This window comes from Pseudomonas sp. WS 5503, assembly GCF_012985385.1.
Classification (GTDB): Bacteria; Pseudomonadota; Gammaproteobacteria; order Pseudomonadales; family Pseudomonadaceae; genus Aquipseudomonas; species Aquipseudomonas paracarnis.
In genome coordinates this window covers 291200-307276 of sequence record NZ_JAAQWI010000002.1, presented here as the reverse complement: position 1 = coordinate 307276, position 16077 = coordinate 291200, and the positions used below count along the sequence as shown (strand labels likewise).

Sequence of the window (16077 nt, the reverse complement as noted above, 5' to 3'; positions counted from 1 at the left end):
TCTACGGCTGCATTCCCACGCGGAGCGTGGGAACGATCATCGGGCGGGCAGCAGTTTCAAGGTGCCGCGGGTATTGGCCGTCACTTCCTCCTCACTGAAGTGAGCCTGCTCATACCTGCCCTCGATATAGCTCTGCGCCTGGTCGCCATAGTGCGTATCAAAGGGCACACCGCTTTGCCCCACCGGGTTGATGGTGAAGGCGTGGGCCGGGTCGGCGAAGTCGATCAGGCGCCGTGTCGACGGGCCGTAGGTCACAGGCCACGGCGCCGGGCCAATCGGGGCGGTCTGGTTGTTCGGCACTTCGTGGCTGCCCGGTGCCGGGAAGGGGCCGACGTTGAAGATTTTATCCAGCGGTTTTTGCAGGCCCAGCGGGTGGCCGTGGGTCAGGGTGTGCGCCTTGCCCCACTGCCACTGTGCCGGGTCATCGCCGAACGTAGCCTTGAGGTGGGCCAGGCTATTGTCCCAGGCGAGCTTGACGGTGTCGGCCCGATTGCCGTTCCACCAGGGCGAGTCTGCCGACGCGGCCAGGCGGGGCAATGCGGCGTCGATCACGCGGGTGCCGAGCAGGGTCTTGAACAAGGCATCGCCGAGTTTGGGGTGAAAGGTTGCGTCGCTGAGGTTGAACAGCAACTGGTTGAACAGCGTGGCATTGGTGGAGTCCAGCGGGTAGTCACCCTTCCAGTTGGCAAGCTGCTCCACCAGTTTGAGTTGCGCCGGGTCCTTGACCACCTCGCGCAGCACCGGCAACAGCGGTGCCAGCAGGCGTGGGCCGTAGGCGGTGGTGGTGCCCAGTTGCAGGGCCTGGCTGTTGGTCACATCCCACTTCACGCTTGTGTCGCTCAACTGCGCGTTCAACTGCTGGCCGCGGTCAGCCAAGTTGTAATAACCGGGGATCGGCATGCCGGTGGGCGATGCCGGCTGGGCATTGGCAGACACCACATAGCCGCGCGGTGGGTTTTCTTCCTGGGGGTTGGCACTGAAGGGGTAGAAACCCAGCTTGTCGGCCTGGGCAGTGCTACCGTCGAGGATGAACGCCGGGTTGACGCCGGCCGGGCGGATCGGCAACTGCGCTGCCGCCCACCAGCCGATATCGCCTTTGGCATTGGCCCACACGATGTTCAGGCCTGGCGCCGACACCTTGGAGGCTGCGGCACGTGCCTTGGCCAGGGTGTCGGCACGGTTGAGCTGATAGAAGCCATCGAGGATCGGGTTTTCACTGTCCAGGAACGCCCACCACATGGCAATCGGTGTGCTGCCGGCGTTCTCACCGAGCACGTCGTTGATGATCGGGCCGTGGGGCGAACGGCGCAGGGTGAGGGTTACCGGCGCCTGGCCCTTGACCTGGATCTGCTGCTCGCTGCTGCTCATGTCCATCCATTGGCCGTGATACCAAACCTGGTTGGGGTTGTCCGGGTTGACCTTCTCGGCGACCAGGTCGAGGTCGTCGTTCTGGAACATGGTCAGGCTCCAGCCGAAGTCCAGGTTGTGCCCCAGGAACGCCACCGGTACCAGCGCGTTGTGGTAGCCGTACAACTCGAAGCCTGGCGCCGACAGCTGCGCCTCGTACCAGACCGAAGGCACCGAGAAACGGATATGAGGGTCGCCCGCCAGCAACGGTTTGCCGCTTTGGGTATGGCTGCCGCTGACGGCCCAGGCATTGCTGCCTTCGAACTGCGGCAGGCCGCTGTCGGCCAGGGCCTTTTCGCTCAGGGCGGCGATGGCGCCAAGCGTCTGCCAATCGCTGGCCGCCAGGTTGAGGGCGCCCTTGGGTTGCCAGTCGAGATCGAAGACGTTCAAGTAGGCGCTGCCCAGTCGGTCGCGCACATAGGTCAGTACCGGCTCGGTGCGAAAGGCTGCGGCAAAGCTGTAGGCCATGTACCCGGCGACGCTGATGCTGTCTTCGGCGGTAAACGGGCGCTTGGCGATGCCCAGCACATCGAATTCCATGGGGCTGGCGTGGCTGTCCTGATACTGGTTGATCCCGTCCAGGTAGGCTTGCAGGGCCTTGGACGAGGCTGAGCCAGGGTCCATGTGCTCCACATAGCTCAAGGCACGCTCGCGAATGCGCAGGCTGCGAAACAGCTTATCGGTCTCCAGCAGCTTGGGCCCCAGCACCTCGGCCAGTTCGCCACGGGCCAGGCGCCGCATGATCTCCATCTGGAACAGGCGGTCCTGGGCATGCACATAGCCCAGGGCGCGGTACAGGTCGGCTTCGTTTTCGGCGCGTATATGCGGTACGCCACGGTCGTCGTAGCGCACCGTGACCGAGCCTTGCAGGTGCGCCAGCGTCACCGTGCCCTGGCGCGTGGGTTGTTTGCTGTAGACGTACCAACCGACGCCCAGGGCGACCAGCACAATCAGCACCGCAAAAACCTGCAAGACGCGCTTCATGAACATTCCTTACCAAAGTGGACGGACTACAGATCCTTAGGCCACGAACAATAGCAGCCTACCGCGAGGGTGTGAGTGGCATTCACTTCGCGTCCGGCTCCGAGGGCCTTGAGGATTGGCTCGATAAAACTGTTGCTGGCGTTGCACGTCAGGCCTTCGCTGTAGGGGCCGAAATACGCCAGCTTGCCGGTGCGGTCCCAAATGCCCACGGCCGGGCTGGCGGGGATCTGGTCCGCGCCGGGCAGGGAATCGAGGACTTTCAGATGGCGCAGGTTCTCGGGCAACTGGCCGTGGCTGCCGGGTTTTTGCAGGGCATAGAACTCCACCCCTTGGGGCGCGTACTGCTCGATCAACTCGCCCAGGTGTTGCTGGTTACCGACATTGCACGGGCACGCCGGGTCCCAGAAGTGCACCAGGCGAATCGGGCCAGGGCCGCTGAGAGCTGCGGGTAGTTGCAGCGCATCGCCGGAAAATACCGCGGTGTGTTCGCTGAAGGCGCGCAGGTAGCGGCCCTGGAACCAGTCATAGGCCACCCACAGCACCCCGGCGCAGATAACCAGGATCAGGCTGGCGAACAGGGCGTTACGGTAGGGCGGTCGCATTGAATGTATCCTCGCAGGTCGCGTAGCTTGCCATGCTTGTCCTGACAGATGAATATCGCAGCTCGATATTCATCTTCACCGCAAGTCTGGAAACCTTTATGCCCGTCACCTTTGACCCTGATCATCTGCGCGAAAGCTTGCGCCCCCTGGTGGATGCGCAACCGCTGTCAGCCGAGGCGAGGGTTTACCAGCGTTTCTACGGGCTCGACCTGGCCGCACGCCAGGTGCCGGCGGTGAGCCGCCTGGGGCGCTTGCAGGTGGATGGGTTCGAGGTGGTGGCCCAGGTCTGGTGGCCGCCAGCGCCAGTGGCGACGATGTTCCTGTTCCACGGTTTCTACGATCACATGGGGCTGTATCGCCATGTGGTGGATTGGGCGTTGGACCAGGACTTCGTGGTGATCGCCTGCGACCTGCCTGGCCATGGCTTGTCCAGCGGCGCACGCGCCAGCATCGATGACTTTGCGGTGTACCAGAGCGTGGTGCAGGCCTTGTTCGTCGAGGCCAAGGCGTTGCAATTGCCGCAACCCTGGCACCTGTTCGGGCAAAGCACCGGCGGCGCCATCGTGGTGGACCACCTGCTCAACCACGGCGCCCAGAGTCCGGCCCAGGGCAAGACTTTCCTGCTGTCGCCTTTGGTGCGGCCGCGTGCCTGGGGTTGGTCGCAGGTCAGCTATTACCTGCTGCGCCCGTTCGTCAAAGGCATCGCCCGGCGTTTCAGCGATAACTCCAACGACCCTGCGTTCAAGCCGTTCCTGGAAGCCGACCCGCTGCAGCCTCGCCAATTGCCGACCGCCTGGGTGGGGTCGCTGGCGCGCTGGATCAAACGCATCGAAGCCGCACCACGCAGCCCCCGGCGCCCGGTGATCGTGCAGGGTGAGGAAGATATGACGGTGGACTGGCAGCACAATTTGCAGGTGTTGCGGGGTAAGTTCGACCGGCCTGAGGTGTTGATGCTCAAGCGGGGTAGGCATCACTTGGCCAATGAAATTCCGCAGATTCGCGAAGCATATTTTAACTTCCTCACGGATCACCTGAAATAACGCAGTCCAAATGTGGGAGCTGGCTTGCCTGCGATAGCGGTGTCACTGACACAGCGCAATCGCAGGCAAGCCAGCTCCGACAGGGTTTACTGCGTCAGGCTTGAGGTGCTTTGACCAACGGCAAGCCCTGCGCGAATGGCTGCAAGGGCGGCCTGGTAATACGCCTTGCCCTCCGGCGACTCGGCAAAGGTGGCGAACTCTTCCAGCTCCGGGTCGGACAAATCCCGATAGACATACAGCAAGGTATTGTTCAAATCCTTGTCGATCTGCTGCATCAACCGCTCACGCTGGCCATTCAACATTCCTTGCGCCTGATCGCCGCCGAGCAGGCCTGGGATCATCTGGCTCAAGCTGTCGGCCGCCACGCCCGCAATCGCCAGGCTGACCTCGGCGCCGGCCTCGCGGGCGGGCAGGGCCTGGGCCAAGTGGCCGATGATCAGGCTGCGGGTGGCATCGGCTTCGAGTTTAGGCAGACCCTGGGCGTTTTTTGCCAGTTGGTCGCGGCGCGTGGCCAGCAACTCGGCGGCGACGATCTTGCGGCCCAGGGGCGATTGGAAAAACGCCAGGGCAGGTTTCGGGTCGGGCAAGTGCTTGCGCAATTGCGCCTCGGCACGCTGGTCCATGGCCTGGGCGGCAAAGCGTTTATTACTGTTGTCCACCAGCGCCTGGTACACCACCGGCGGCAGGCTATTGCGGTAGCGCTGCTGGGCGGCACTGAGGGCGTCATTGAAGTGCGCACGTTGTTCGGCCCAGCCGGCGACCTTGTACAACTGGTCATGGCCGTCTGCCCAGGCGGGCAAAACGCAGAACATCAACACAGAAAAAAACAAACGACGCATAAGGACTCCTGTCAGTCGGCCACTATTGTCCGTGTCGGGCGTAGGATTTGTCGAGAAGTCCTATCAGTCACCTGACTAAAGTGTATTCAGACGCTCAACGGCGCTGTCGGATTTTCAGGCGTATGGATACTATGCGCGCCATGCAAATACCCCTCGATCACCCGCTGCTGCAACGCATCGTCGACGACCTGGCCGAAAAAGGCTGGTCGCAGCAAAATGGCTTCCTGCCCCAGGCTCTGACCCTGGAGCTGGCGGCTGAGTGCCGTAAACGTGCGGCACAAGGTGAACTGGCGCCCGCAGCGGTAGGTCGTGGGCCGGCCCAGGAGATTCGCGAGGGCATTCGCGGTGACCATATCCAGTGGTTGGAGGAGGGGGACGCGCCTATCTGCGATACCTACATGGGCGTGATGGACGGCCTGCGCCTGGCGATGAATCGCAGCCTGTTCCTGGGCCTGGAAGATTTCGAAAGCCACTTCGCGATGTATCCGCCGGGCGCGTTTTACCTCAAGCATGTAGACCGTTTTCGCGACGATGACCGGCGCATGGTCTCGGCGGTGATCTACTTGAACGACGCCTGGCTGCCCGAGCATGGCGGCCAACTGCGCATGTACCTCAAGGGCGGTGTCGAATACGACGTGGTGCCCACCGGGGGCTGCCTGGTGGTATTCCTGTCGGGCGAGGTGCCTCACGAAGTCCTGCCCGCTACGCGCGAACGCCTGTCCTTGACGGGCTGGTTTCGCCGGCGGGGCAACGAGCCGTTTTAAACATGGAAAAGATTCTGGTCAGCCGCTGCCTGCTCGGGCACAAGGTGCGCTATGACGGCGGGGCCAGCGGCCCGTTCGATCAACTGGCGGCGTGGCAAGCTGAAGGTCGCGTGGTTGCCATCTGCCCGGAAGTGGCGGGCGGCTTGCCCACACCGCGGCCCTCGGCCGAAATCCCAGGCGGGCAGGGCATCGACGTGTGGGAAGGCCGCGCCCAGGTGCTGACGGCCGAGGGCGAAGACTTCACCAGCGCCTTTCTCGACGGTGCCCGCCAAGCCTTGGCGCTGGTGCAACGCCATCACATCCGCATCGCCATTCTCAAGGCCAACAGCCCATCCTGCGGCAATCTGTTGACCTATGACGGCACCTTCAGCGGGGTGAAGGTCAGTGGCGAAGGCGTCACGGCGGCGCTGCTCAAGCGCCATGGTGTGCAGGTGTTCAGTGAGCTGGAGTTGCCACAGGCGGCGATTGCCCTCACGCAGCTTTAAGAAGCTTAAACAGATCAAATGTGGGTGCAGGCAAGCCAGCTCCCACATTTATTGCGCCTTGAGCCATTTCTGCGACAGCGCCTTCAACCGGCCATCGTCCTTAACCCGCTTCAACGCCCCGTTCAAACTGGTCTTGAACGCCGGGTTGCCCTTCTGGAAGGGGATCGCCAATGCCGGCTTCTGGTGATAAGGCTCACTGAAATCGAAACGATCCTCAAGCTCGGCAGTCATAGCCATATGGTTAATGGCCACGTCGTACTTGCCGGTTTCCACACCGGAAAGCAGGTCCGCGTTATCGGTGGTGATAAACGAGGAGCGCACCTCCATTTCCTTGGCCAGCAGTTCACCCAGCTCCACTTCAAAGCCGGCGAGTTTGTCGCCCTCTTTGAAATTGTACGGCGGGGTATTGGCTTCCAGGGCTATGCGCAGTTCACCGCGATCGTTGACGTCGTCAATCAGTTCGGCATGAGCCAAGGGGCTCAGAAGAGGAAGCAACAGCAACAGGCCAGGCGAAAAGCGCATGGTCACTCCTAAAGAATTCGTACAGGCGAGGCGCCGCTCAGCAACGTTTTGTTATGGTGTCGGGTGCCTTGGACCGCAATTTATCGCGAAGTTGTCATAACCCTACAGATTTCACAGAAAAACTGGAGAAGCGAATGAAAGCCCTTTTGTCCCGTGCAACGATTGCCAGCCTTTTGCTGGGTACCTCGATGTTGGCCAGTGCCGCAGACCTTCCTCGTACGCCTGCGCCTGAAGGTGCCGAAGTGTTCATCGTCTCGCCGAAAGATGGCGCCACCGTTGATAAAACCTTCACCGTCAAATTCGGCGTCAAGAAGCTGGACCTGGAACCGATCGACAAGCAAGTGCCTAACGCCGGGCACCACCACCTGTTGGTAGACCAGAAGGTGGAGTCGCTCAACGCCAATGAGGCGATCCCGGCCACGCCTACCTCGATTCACTTCGGCAAGGCGCAGACCGAAACCGAGCTGACCCTGACGCCAGGCAAGCACACCCTGCAACTGGTGGCCGGCGACAACGTGCATCGCCAGTTCGAACCCACAGTCGCCTCGAAAGTGATCACCGTTAACGTCAAATAAGCGTTATTCGGGCAAAAAAATGGGAGACCCCTGCGGGTCTCCCATTTTTTATCCAGCGCTTGAAGCCTTAGAACAACACGCGGCTACGAATAGTGCCGTTGATGTGCTGCAGCTTCTCTTGCGCCAGGTCCGAGTACTCGGCGTCGACGTCGATTACCACGTAGCCGACCTTCTCGTTGGTCTGCAGGAACTGACCGGAGATGTTGATGCCGTTTTCCGCGAAGACCTTGTTGATCTCCATCATCACGCCAGGGATGTTCTGGTGGATGTGCAGCAGACGGTGCTTGCCCGGGTGAGCCGGCAGGGCCACTTCCGGGAAGTTGACCGACGATACCGAGGTACCGTTGTCGCTGTACTTGACCAGTTTTTCCGAGACTTCCAGGCCGATGTTGGCTTGGGCTTCAGCGGTGGAGCCGCCGATGTGCGGGGTCAGGATCACGTTGTCCAGGCCACGCAGCGGGCTTTCGAAGATGTCATCGTTGGAGCGTGGCTCCACCGGGAACACGTCGATGGCAGCGCCGATCAGGTGCTTGTCCTTGATCGCGTCGGCCAGGGCATCCAGCTCGACCACGGTGCCGCGAGCGGCGTTGATCAGAATCCCGCCTTTCTTGATCGCGCGGATTTCCTTCTCACCGATCATCCACTGGGTCTCGGCCGTTTCCGGAACGTGCAGGGTGACGATGTCGGACATGCCCAGCAGCTCGGTCAGGCTGGCCACTTGGGTGGCGTTGCCCAATGGCAGCTTGGTCAGGGTGTCGTAGAAGAACACCTGCATGCCCAGGCCTTCAGCCAACACCGACAGTTGCGTGCCGATCGAGCCGTAGCCGACGATGCCCAGCTTCTTGCCGCGGATTTCGAAGGAGTTGGCCGCGCTCTTGATCCAGCCGCCACGGTGGCAGGAAGCGTTCTTCTCAGGGATACCGCGCAGCAGCAGGATGGCCTCGGCCAGCACCAGCTCCGCTACGGAACGGGTGTTGGAGTACGGTGCATTGAACACCGCGATGCCGCGCTCGCGCGCTGCATTGAGGTCGACCTGGTTGGTGCCGATGCAGAAACAGCCGACAGCCACGAGTTTCTTGGCGTGGTCGAAGATCTCTTCGGTCAGCTGAGTGCGGGAGCGAATGCCGATAAAGTGCGCGTCGGCGATCTTTTCCTTGAGCTGGGCTTCCGGCAGAGAACTGGTGATGTACTCAATGCTGGTGTACCCGGCGGCTTTCAGAACGTCGACAGCCGATGGGTGGACGCCTTCCAGAAGAAGGAACTTGATCTTGCTCTTATCGAGAGAAGTCTTGCTCATCTGCGTAAACCTGTATCCCGGAGAAAATTGGCAGGGAGTCGAGCAGCGCAAGCTGACCCGGACGGCAGGAAAGCCGTCACCGCAGAAACGCCCTTTGGGTCTGTCCTGCGGGGGCGGTATGCTAGCATACGCACCCCGCTAAACACCTATTCCTGCGACGTGAAGCGTTCTCAGGATGACCATGAATTGTTCGAGAGTTCTGTCGATGACCCATCCTGCCCTGATTGATGAGCTAAAGACCCTGGTTGAGCCCGGCAAAGTGCTGACCGACGCCGACTCCCTGGAGGCTTACGGCAAGGATTGGACCAAGCACTTCGCTCCCGCACCTAGCGCCATCGTGTTCCCCAAGACCACCGAGCAGGTACAGGCCATCGTGCGTTGGGCCAATGAGCACAAGGTGGCGCTGGTGCCATCGGGCGGGCGCACGGGCTTGTCGGCTGCTGCCGTTGCCGCCAACGGCGAAGTGGTGGTGTCGTTCGACTATATGAACCAGATCCTCGACGTGAACCTCACCGACCGCACCGCCGTGTGCCAGTCGGGTGTGGTCACCAAGCAACTGCAGAACGTCGCAGAAGAAAACGGCCTGTATTATCCGGTGGACTTCGCCTCGTCCGGTTCCAGTCAGATTGGCGGCAATATCGGCACCAATGCCGGCGGGATCAAAGTGATTCGCTACGGTATGACCCGCAACTGGGTGGCCGGCATGAAGGTCGTCACCGGCAAAGGCGATGTGCTGGAGCTGAACCGCGACCTGATCAAGAACGCCACCGGCTACGACATGCGCCAGCTGTTTATCGGCGCTGAGGGCACCCTGGGCTTTGTGGTCGAAGCCACCATGCGCCTGGACCGTGCGCCAAAGAACCTCACGGCGATGGTGCTCGGCACGACTGATTTCGACTCGATCATGCCGGTGCTGCACGCCTTCCAGAGCAAGCTGGACCTGACCGCCTTCGAATTTTTTTCCGACAAGGCCCTCGCCAAAGTCCTTGGCCGTGGCGACGTGCCGGCGCCGTTCGAAACCGAGTGCCCGTTCTACGCGTTGCTGGAATTTGAAGCCACCACCGAAGAAGTCGCCAACCACGCTCTGGAAACTTTCGAACATTGCGTGGAGCAGGGCTGGGTGCTGGATGGCGTGATGAGCCAGAGCGAAACCCAACTGCACAACCTGTGGAAACTGCGCGAGTACATCTCCGAAACCATTTCCCACTGGACGCCGTACAAGAACGACATCTCGGTGACCGTGTCGAAAGTGCCAGCGTTCCTGAGCGAAATTGACGCGATCGTCGGTGAACACTACCCGGACTTCGAAATCGTCTGGTTCGGCCATATCGGTGACGGCAACCTGCACCTGAACATCCTCAAGCCGGAAAACCTGAGCAAAGACGAGTTCTTTGCCAAGTGCGCCACCGTTAACAAGTGGGTATTCGAGACCGTCGCCAAGTACAACGGCTCGATCTCCGCCGAGCACGGCGTGGGCATGACCAAGCGCGATTACCTGACCTACAGCCGTTCACCGGTTGAAATCGAATACATGAAGGCCGTCAAAGCCGTGTTCGACCCTAACGGGATCATGAACCCCGGCAAGATCTTCGCTGTTTAATCGCACCTGAAGGAGTCGTTCCATGAGCTACCAGCACAAGTATGTCGACGGCACCAACATCCACTTCCCGGTGGGTAAAGTGGTGTGCATCGGGCGTAACTACGCCGAACACGCCAAGGAACTGGACAACCCGGTGCCCACCGAGCCGCTGCTGTTCATCAAACCGGGCAGTTGCGTGGTGCCGTTGGAAGGCGGCTTTGCCATTCCGACCGAGCGCGGTTCGGTGCACTACGAAGCGGAAATCGCCGTATTGATCGGCAAGCCTTTGTCCGCCAAGCCGAGCCGGGAAGAAGTGCTGGACGCCATCTCGGGCTTCGCCCCGGCCCTGGACCTGACCCTGCGCGACAAACAGGCCGAGCTCAAAGCCAAGGGCCTGCCGTGGGAAATCGCCAAGTCTTTCGATGGCGCGGCGGTGATTGCCCCCTTCGTGGTCAGCAGTACCTTTGCAGACGTGACCGATATCGGCATTCGCCTGAGCATCAACGGTGAAGTGCGCCAGGACGGCAACAGCGCGCAGATGCTCAACCCGATTGTGCCGATGATTCAGTACATGGCGGGTTGCTTCTCCCTCCAAGCGGGCGACGTGATCCTGACCGGCACCCCGGCGGGCGTTGGCCCGTTGAATGTGGGGGATGAAGTGGTGTTGGAGCTGGCGGGTGTCAATCGCTTCGAAAGCGTTGTGCGCTAAATCACTGCCAAACTGCAATTAAACTGTGGGAACGGGCTTGCCCGCGATGGCAGTGTGACAGTCACTGAATAGTTGACTGAACACCCTCAATCGCGGGCAAGCCCGCTCCCACAGTTGTTTGTGTACATCTGCAGGATTCGGCGTTTTGCATTTTTTTCACACGCCATCCGGATAATTCCCTGCTCTTGCGCGCGGGTCCTTGAATCCTGTGCTGTCCCCTAAAGCTGACTTTCCGGAAAAGCGCTCAATGGTCGTGCCTCTGCCCACTTCGAAAACCTCGCTCCGCTCCCGCTTGTCTATGCGCTGGTATTCCTGGGTGTTCTTGGCCGGTGCCATTTTGTATGGCGTGGCCTGGGCCATGCACTGGGACGATCGCGGTCTGCTGTGGGTGCTGGAGCGTTTCGAGAGTTCGGCTGAGCGCCGGGAGAGTGTGTGGCTGCCCGACTATCACGCGGTGATCGACGCCAAGTTGCTGCCCGGTATGGAAAAGGATGAGGCTTCGGACCTGTCCTACAACCCTCAGACCAAAACCCTGTTTTCAGTGATGGGCAAGAACCCCTTCTTGGTCGAACTGAGCCTGCAAGGCGATGTGTTGCGCAAAATGCCGCTCAACGGTTGGAACAACCCGGAAGGCGTGGCGGTGATGGAAAACGGCTTGATGGCGGTAGTCGATGAACGCGATCACAGCCTGACCGTGGTCAAGGTCGACGCCGGTACTACGGCGCTGAACAAGGCCGATTTCCCCAGCCATGACCTGGGCCCGTCCAAAGATCAGAACAAAGCCTTTGAAGCCGTCACTTGGGACAAGCGCAACCAGCAGCTGGTGCTGGGCGAAGAGCGTCCGCCGGCCTTGTTCACCTGGAAAAGCGATGGCAATACGCTGACCGGCGACAAGCAAAAACTGGCCAGCACCGAACTGGATGTGCGCAACCTGTCGGCCCTGTCCATCGACCCACGTACCGGGCATTTGCTGGTGCTGTCGGCCGATTCCCACCTGCTGCTGGAACTGGATGAAACGGGCGAGCAAGTCAGCTTCATGACCTTGCTTGGCGGCTTCAATGGCCTGAAAGACACGATCCCACGTGCCGAAGGCGTGACCATGGACGAGAGCGGCAATCTGTACATGGTCAGTGAGCCAAACCTGTTCTATCGCTTTGAAAAGCAGAAATAACTGACGAATTACGTCAGAGTTTTCTTTATAAACGGCATTCGCCAGGCAGTCCGGTGCGTTTAAGTTTAAATTCAGGTGACCTTGATATCTATTCGCCAGTTTTTTCTCTGAGCCCGCCCCGATGCGTCGACTTGCCCGCCCCAAACCTGCTGTTTTTATCCTGCTATTGCTCGCCTTGGTCGCTGCCGGGCTGGTGGCACAGCAGTTCCGTCTGTTCGAACGCGCCTGGTTCAACTGGCAGGTGTGGTACCAGCCTGCGGATGAGCGCGCCATTGGCCTGGCGGACTACCGTGTCACCCTCGAAGGCCAGGTGATCGAAGGGCTCGACGACGATGTCTCGGCCCTGACCTACGACCCCGTGCGCAAAAGCCTGTTTACCGTCACCAATAAAAACGCCGAACTGGTCGAGTTGTCGCTGGAGGGCAAGATCCTGCGGCGCATTCCGCTGGTGGGCTTTGGCGATGCCGAAGCGGTGGAATTTATCAGCGACAACATCTACGTCATCAGCGATGAGCGCCAGCAGCGCTTGATCAAAGTGCATGTGGACGATGACACCACGTTCCTCGACGCCGCCGATGCGGAGCAAATGACCCTGGGCGTGCACGTTGGCGGCAACAAGGGCTTTGAAGGGTTGGCCTACGACTCGGTGGGCAAGCGCTTGTTCGTGGCCAAGGAACGCGACCCCATGCTGATCTACGAGGTGCACGGGTTTCCCCATTTCAAGCCGGAAAAAACCTATTCGGTACATGTGATCAACAACCCCAAGCGCGATGCCGGGCTGTTTGTGCGCGACCTGTCGAGCCTGCAATACGACGAGCGCAGTGGCCATCTGTTGGCGCTGTCGGATGAGTCGTTCCTGGTCTTGGAGCTGGATATTGATGGTCGCCCTCTAAGCAGTCTGTCGTTGCTTAAAGGGCGTCATGGGCTGAGCAAGCGCGTGCCCCAGGCCGAAGGGATCGCCATGGATGACGACGGCACGCTGTACATGGTCAGCGAGCCCAACCTGTTTTACGTGTTCAAGAAACCCTGATCAGAACATCCATTGCACACCCAGTGAATAACCGGTCTGGCTGCCTTCAGCATGCCCTAGGCGGCCATTGACCTCGGCAAACACGCCCAACTGTGGGGTGATCGCCAGTTGGCTGCCGAGTTGTGCGCGAGCGAAGCTCTTATCCACTGAACCCAGCCTGGCGGTGCGGGCCTGGCCATCGGCGCGTGCGGTGAGTTGCAGGTCGTCCAGGCGGCCGTCGGCCAATTCCTTGACCCAGGCGATGTCGCCGTAGGGCATCAGGTTCAGGCCATAGGGCAGGGCAACAGCGCCGCGCACGCGCCAACCGAGGCTGGCTTCCAGCGAGTCGAAAGACTGCTCTTCGTACTCCAGGGCCGTGCGCAGGCTCTGCTTTTCGTGGAACTTGTCGATGCGGTAATGGCTGTAGTCCAGGCCGGCGAACGGCCCGCTCTTGATCGCGCCAAAGTCAAAGTCATAGCCACCCAGCACTCGTGCGCCCAACGCCAGGGCATCGGTGTCGCCCGTCAGTTGCTGGTTGAGCAGGATCGGCCCGCCATTGGCCTGGATGACCAGGTTGCGCTTGGAGTCGAAGCGCGTGTGGCCCACGCTCAGGTCACCGGCCAGCCAGCTTGGCCCGCCATCGTTGAGCAGTGCATAGACGGCTGCCTGCCAGGTGTCGCTGTCGAGCTTGCCGCGATGCTCCAGTTTGTCGCGCCCATTGAGGTAGCTGAGGCTGGCGCCGATATTCAGGCTTGAAGTCAGTTGGTAGTCGCCGAGGGCATGCAGGCCCACGCGCCGGGCTTCGGGGTTGGGGGTACTGTCGAAGCCGCTGTCCGGGTTGTATTCACCATCCACGCCGATCTCGCCATCGAAGCTGCCGACCTCGCGGCTGGCCGCTTGCAGGGTCAGCCAACGGCGATCATGCAGGCGCACCAGGGCCTGATGCTGGCGCTGCAGGTTGTCTTGCATATTGCGCGCAACGGCACCGCCAGAAGCGGTCGAGGCCATCAGGTCGGCGTTGGTCAGTTCCAGTACCAGGCGGCTGAGCAGGCGTGAATAGTCGCGCAGGCGCTGGTCGATGCGCGCCTGGCCGAACGCATCGGTCAGCACGGCTTTGTTGTCTTCGTTCGGGTCGTGCCAGGTCGAGCCGCCGGGGATTTTCGGGTTGTCGGTCTGGGTGTAGCCGTCCAGGTCGCCCAGTTCCCAGTTGGTGGCCTCTATATAAAGGATCGGGATATTCAGCGGTTCGAACGCTTCACCATCGCTGCAGCAGCCCGTGCCCTTCGGGTACTGCGGGTCGAGGCCGGGGTTGCTGAACAAGGGAATGTTCAACTCCTTGGCGATCTGGAAGGCGTGCTCGCGCAAGGAGGCCAAGGCCGGGTTGGCGGTGCTGTTCTGGCCGGCGTGGGCATACATCATGTCGCCGGTGATCAGGCTGTCGAGGTTGATCATCGCGAGCATGTTGGCACGCTGGCTGGCGCTGAGTGAGTCGACAAAGGCACGGGAGCCGCGCAGGCCTTCTTCTTCGGCGCCGAAGCCAACGATTTGCAGGCCATTTTCCAGTGACAGGCCGCCGAGGTTCTTCGCCACCTCGGTCAACACGCTGGCGCCGGAACCGTTGTCATCCAGGCCTTGCAGGGTCGGGCGGCCGAAGTAAGTGTCGAAGTGCGCGCCAATCACCACGTACTGGGCCTTGGTACCAGCGGCAGAGGCCACCACGTTTTGCGAAGCCCGGCTGCCGTTGTTCCAGGTGAAGTCCTGGCGGCTGAAGCTATAGGCCGTGCCCATCTGGCTCTGCATCCAGTCGGCTGCCCCGGCAAAATTTGCCGTGCCTCGATATCGGCCAGGGTAGTCGTTGATCAGTTTTTCCAGGGTGGTGTTGGCGTGCTGGCCGTAATCGTAGGCCTGGGTATGCGTGGACAGCAGGGCACCGGCAACGCTGATGGCGAAGGCTAGAGGCTTTATCACAAGGTCTTCCTTGAGGTGATGGGAATGTGCAAGCCCAGACCCTTTGCACAATGCGCGCCTCATTCCATGGGCGGCTGCGAATTGGCGCATTGTTAAACGCGTGGGTCGCGTGGCTGTAATTTGTAACGGATTGGATACCAGGCGTGGCAGGGGATGCCGTGACAGAGCGCACGGTTTTGGCGAGGAGTGCTGCGAAAAGTAGCGTTTTTGTTACATCGCTCTAGAGTCGAGCGCTAACACATGTGGGAGCTGGCTTGCCTGCGATGGCATCGCCTCGGTATCCATTGATACACCGAGTCGTCTGCATCGCGGGCAAGCCCGGCTCCCACAGGGTCAGGCCTTGAGGGTTTTTACGCCTTCCGGGGTGCCCAGCAGCAATACATCCGCCGGGCGCGCTGCGAACAGGCCGTTGGTGACCACGCCCACAATGGCGTTGATCTGCGTCTCAAGCTCCACCGGGTTGGTGATCTGCATATTGAACACGTCGAGGATGATGTTGCCGTTGTCGGTCAACACACCTTCGCGGTACACCGGGTCGCCGCCCAGTTTCACCAGCTCGCGGGCCACGTGGCTGCGGGCCATGGGGATGACTTCCACCGGCAGTGGGAACGTGCCCAGCACGGGAACCAGCTTGCTCGCGTCGGCGATGCAAATGAAGGTCTTGGCCACGGCCGCGACAATCTTCTCGCGGGTCAGGGCCGCGCCGCCGCCTTTGATCAGGTTCAGGTGCTCGTCGCTTTCATCGGCGCCGTCGACGTAGAACTCCAGGTCGCTCACGGTGTTGAGCTCGTACACCGGAATGCCATGGCCCTTGAGGCGGGCGGCGGTGGCTTCGGAACTGGCCACGGCGCCGTCGAACGCGCCCTTGTGCCGGGCCAGTGCGTCGATAAAGCAGTTGGCGGTGGAACCGGTGCCGACACCGACGATGCTCTTGTCGTCGAGCTTAGGAAGGATTAAATCGACAGCGGCCTGGGCCACTGCCTGTTTGAGTTGATCCTGGGTCATGCGGGCTCCGGAACGGGCGGGGAGTTAACGAGGGCGGCGAGTATAACCCAACAAAACCTCGGGATTCGTGTGGTCGCCCGGCCAAACGCTGGGTTAGACTCCTTGGCCCTGCCCAACCCGT

The 16077-nt window shown here is 60.9% G+C and carries 15 protein-coding genes; 8 read left to right on the top strand and 7 right to left on the bottom strand.

All coding sequences use genetic code 11. The annotated features are described in order from the left end of the window. Positions 1–36: 36 nt before the first annotated feature. Together HBO10_RS07165 and HBO10_RS07160 are read right to left on the bottom strand one after the other, a co-directional pair. Positions 37–2391, bottom strand: coding sequence for a penicillin acylase family protein (locus HBO10_RS07165; protein WP_169921959.1), 2355 nt, complete (start codon positions 2389–2391; stop codon positions 37–39). Between the two features lie 26 nt (positions 2392–2417). Then, complete coding sequence (locus HBO10_RS07160) at positions 2418–2993, bottom strand: DUF6436 domain-containing protein (RefSeq protein ID WP_034128988.1); 576 nt, start codon at positions 2991–2993, stop codon at positions 2418–2420. Between the two features lie 98 nt (positions 2994–3091). Between HBO10_RS07160 and HBO10_RS07155 the strand changes: the two genes are divergently transcribed. After that, positions 3092–4033 carry an alpha/beta hydrolase gene (locus HBO10_RS07155; RefSeq protein ID WP_034129074.1) on the top strand — a complete coding sequence of 314 codons (942 nt, stop codon included), beginning with the start codon at positions 3092–3094 and terminating at the stop codon, positions 4031–4033. An 86-nt stretch (positions 4034–4119) separates the two neighbouring features. On the opposite strand, the gene HBO10_RS07150 is transcribed toward HBO10_RS07155, so the two are convergent. After that, positions 4120–4872, bottom strand: coding sequence for a DUF2059 domain-containing protein (locus HBO10_RS07150; RefSeq protein WP_034128987.1), 753 nt, complete (start codon positions 4870–4872; stop codon positions 4120–4122). A gap of 131 nt (positions 4873–5003) precedes the next feature. Between HBO10_RS07150 and HBO10_RS07145 the strand changes: the two genes are divergently transcribed. Both HBO10_RS07145 and HBO10_RS07140 read left to right on the top strand, forming a co-directional pair. Then, positions 5004–5636 carry a 2OG-Fe(II) oxygenase gene (locus HBO10_RS07145; protein WP_003195222.1) on the top strand — a complete coding sequence of 211 codons (633 nt, stop codon included), beginning with the start codon at positions 5004–5006 and terminating at the stop codon, positions 5634–5636. 2 nt (positions 5637–5638) lie between these two features. Beyond that, a complete protein-coding gene (locus tag HBO10_RS07140) occupies positions 5639–6121 on the top strand; it encodes a DUF523 domain-containing protein (RefSeq protein WP_034128986.1) in 483 nt (160 codons plus the stop codon). Positions 6122–6169: 48 nt separating this feature from the next. Here the strand turns inward: HBO10_RS07140 and HBO10_RS07135 are convergent, their stop codons facing one another. After that, positions 6170–6643: a transporter substrate-binding domain-containing protein gene (locus HBO10_RS07135; protein ID WP_020301833.1), complete on the bottom strand. Its 474-nt coding sequence runs from the start codon at positions 6641–6643 to the stop codon at positions 6170–6172. Positions 6644–6777: 134 nt separating this feature from the next. Between HBO10_RS07135 and HBO10_RS07130 the strand changes: the two genes are divergently transcribed. Next, positions 6778–7218, top strand: a complete 441-nt coding sequence (locus tag HBO10_RS07130) for a DUF4399 domain-containing protein (RefSeq protein ID WP_034128985.1) — start codon at positions 6778–6780, stop codon at positions 7216–7218. A gap of 67 nt (positions 7219–7285) precedes the next feature. Here HBO10_RS07130 and serA read toward each other — a convergent pair whose 3' ends face one another. Then, positions 7286–8515 carry a phosphoglycerate dehydrogenase gene (gene serA / locus HBO10_RS07125; protein WP_003195214.1) on the bottom strand — a complete coding sequence of 410 codons (1230 nt, stop codon included), beginning with the start codon at positions 8513–8515 and terminating at the stop codon, positions 7286–7288. 205 nt (positions 8516–8720) lie between these two features. On the opposite strand from serA, the gene HBO10_RS07120 reads away from it, so the two are divergent. The 4 genes from HBO10_RS07120 (at position 8721) to HBO10_RS07105 (ending at position 13004) form a co-directional block, all read left to right on the top strand. Continuing rightward, positions 8721–10115, top strand: coding sequence for an FAD-binding oxidoreductase (locus HBO10_RS07120; RefSeq protein ID WP_034128984.1), 1395 nt, complete (start codon positions 8721–8723; stop codon positions 10113–10115). A gap of 22 nt (positions 10116–10137) precedes the next feature. Next, positions 10138–10803, top strand: a complete 666-nt coding sequence (locus HBO10_RS07115) for a fumarylacetoacetate hydrolase family protein (RefSeq protein ID WP_034128983.1) — start codon at positions 10138–10140, stop codon at positions 10801–10803. Positions 10804–11050: 247 nt separating this feature from the next. Beyond that, a complete protein-coding gene (locus HBO10_RS07110) occupies positions 11051–11974 on the top strand; it encodes an SdiA-regulated domain-containing protein (RefSeq protein WP_034128982.1) in 924 nt (307 codons plus the stop codon). A 121-nt stretch (positions 11975–12095) separates the two neighbouring features. Continuing rightward, positions 12096–13004 (top strand): SdiA-regulated domain-containing protein, encoded by a 909-nt coding sequence (locus tag HBO10_RS07105; protein WP_034128981.1) that lies wholly within the window; start codon positions 12096–12098, stop codon positions 13002–13004. Here HBO10_RS07105 and HBO10_RS07100 read toward each other — a convergent pair whose 3' ends face one another. Both HBO10_RS07100 and rpiA read right to left on the bottom strand, forming a co-directional pair. After that, entirely contained in the window at positions 13005–14951 is a 1947-nt protein-coding gene (locus tag HBO10_RS07100) for an autotransporter domain-containing protein (RefSeq protein WP_034128980.1), read from the bottom strand. A gap of 333 nt (positions 14952–15284) precedes the next feature. Further along, positions 15285–15956 carry a ribose-5-phosphate isomerase RpiA gene (rpiA, locus tag HBO10_RS07095; RefSeq protein WP_034128979.1) on the bottom strand — a complete coding sequence of 224 codons (672 nt, stop codon included), beginning with the start codon at positions 15954–15956 and terminating at the stop codon, positions 15285–15287. Positions 15957–16077: the final 121 nt, after the last annotated feature.

What these genes read in the sequence shown, in the direction of transcription:
- HBO10_RS07130 (WP_034128985.1), top strand. Translation starts at nt 6,778, where the DNA reads ATGAAAGCCCTTTTGTCCCGTGCAACGATTGCCAGCCTTTTGCTGGGT.
- HBO10_RS07110 (WP_034128982.1), top strand. Translation starts at nt 11,051, where the DNA reads ATGGTCGTGCCTCTGCCCACTTCGAAAACCTCGCTCCGCTCCCGCTTG.
- HBO10_RS07145 (WP_003195222.1), top strand. Translation starts at nt 5,004, where the DNA reads ATGCGCGCCATGCAAATACCCCTCGATCACCCGCTGCTGCAACGCATC.
- HBO10_RS07135 (WP_020301833.1), bottom strand. Translation starts at nt 6,643, where the DNA reads ATGCGCTTTTCGCCTGGCCTGTTGCTGTTGCTTCCTCTTCTGAGCCCC.
- HBO10_RS07165 (WP_169921959.1), bottom strand. Translation starts at nt 2,391, where the DNA reads ATGAAGCGCGTCTTGCAGGTTTTTGCGGTGCTGATTGTGCTGGTCGCC.
- HBO10_RS07160 (WP_034128988.1), bottom strand. Translation starts at nt 2,993, where the DNA reads ATGCGACCGCCCTACCGTAACGCCCTGTTCGCCAGCCTGATCCTGGTT.
- HBO10_RS07140 (WP_034128986.1), top strand. Translation starts at nt 5,639, where the DNA reads ATGGAAAAGATTCTGGTCAGCCGCTGCCTGCTCGGGCACAAGGTGCGC.
- HBO10_RS07120 (WP_034128984.1), top strand. Translation starts at nt 8,721, where the DNA reads ATGACCCATCCTGCCCTGATTGATGAGCTAAAGACCCTGGTTGAGCCC.
- serA (WP_003195214.1), bottom strand. Translation starts at nt 8,515, where the DNA reads ATGAGCAAGACTTCTCTCGATAAGAGCAAGATCAAGTTCCTTCTTCTG.
- rpiA (WP_034128979.1), bottom strand. Translation starts at nt 15,956, where the DNA reads ATGACCCAGGATCAACTCAAACAGGCAGTGGCCCAGGCCGCTGTCGAT.
- HBO10_RS07150 (WP_034128987.1), bottom strand. Translation starts at nt 4,872, where the DNA reads ATGCGTCGTTTGTTTTTTTCTGTGTTGATGTTCTGCGTTTTGCCCGCC.
- HBO10_RS07115 (WP_034128983.1), top strand. Translation starts at nt 10,138, where the DNA reads ATGAGCTACCAGCACAAGTATGTCGACGGCACCAACATCCACTTCCCG.
- HBO10_RS07155 (WP_034129074.1), top strand. Translation starts at nt 3,092, where the DNA reads ATGCCCGTCACCTTTGACCCTGATCATCTGCGCGAAAGCTTGCGCCCC.
- HBO10_RS07105 (WP_034128981.1), top strand. Translation starts at nt 12,096, where the DNA reads ATGCGTCGACTTGCCCGCCCCAAACCTGCTGTTTTTATCCTGCTATTG.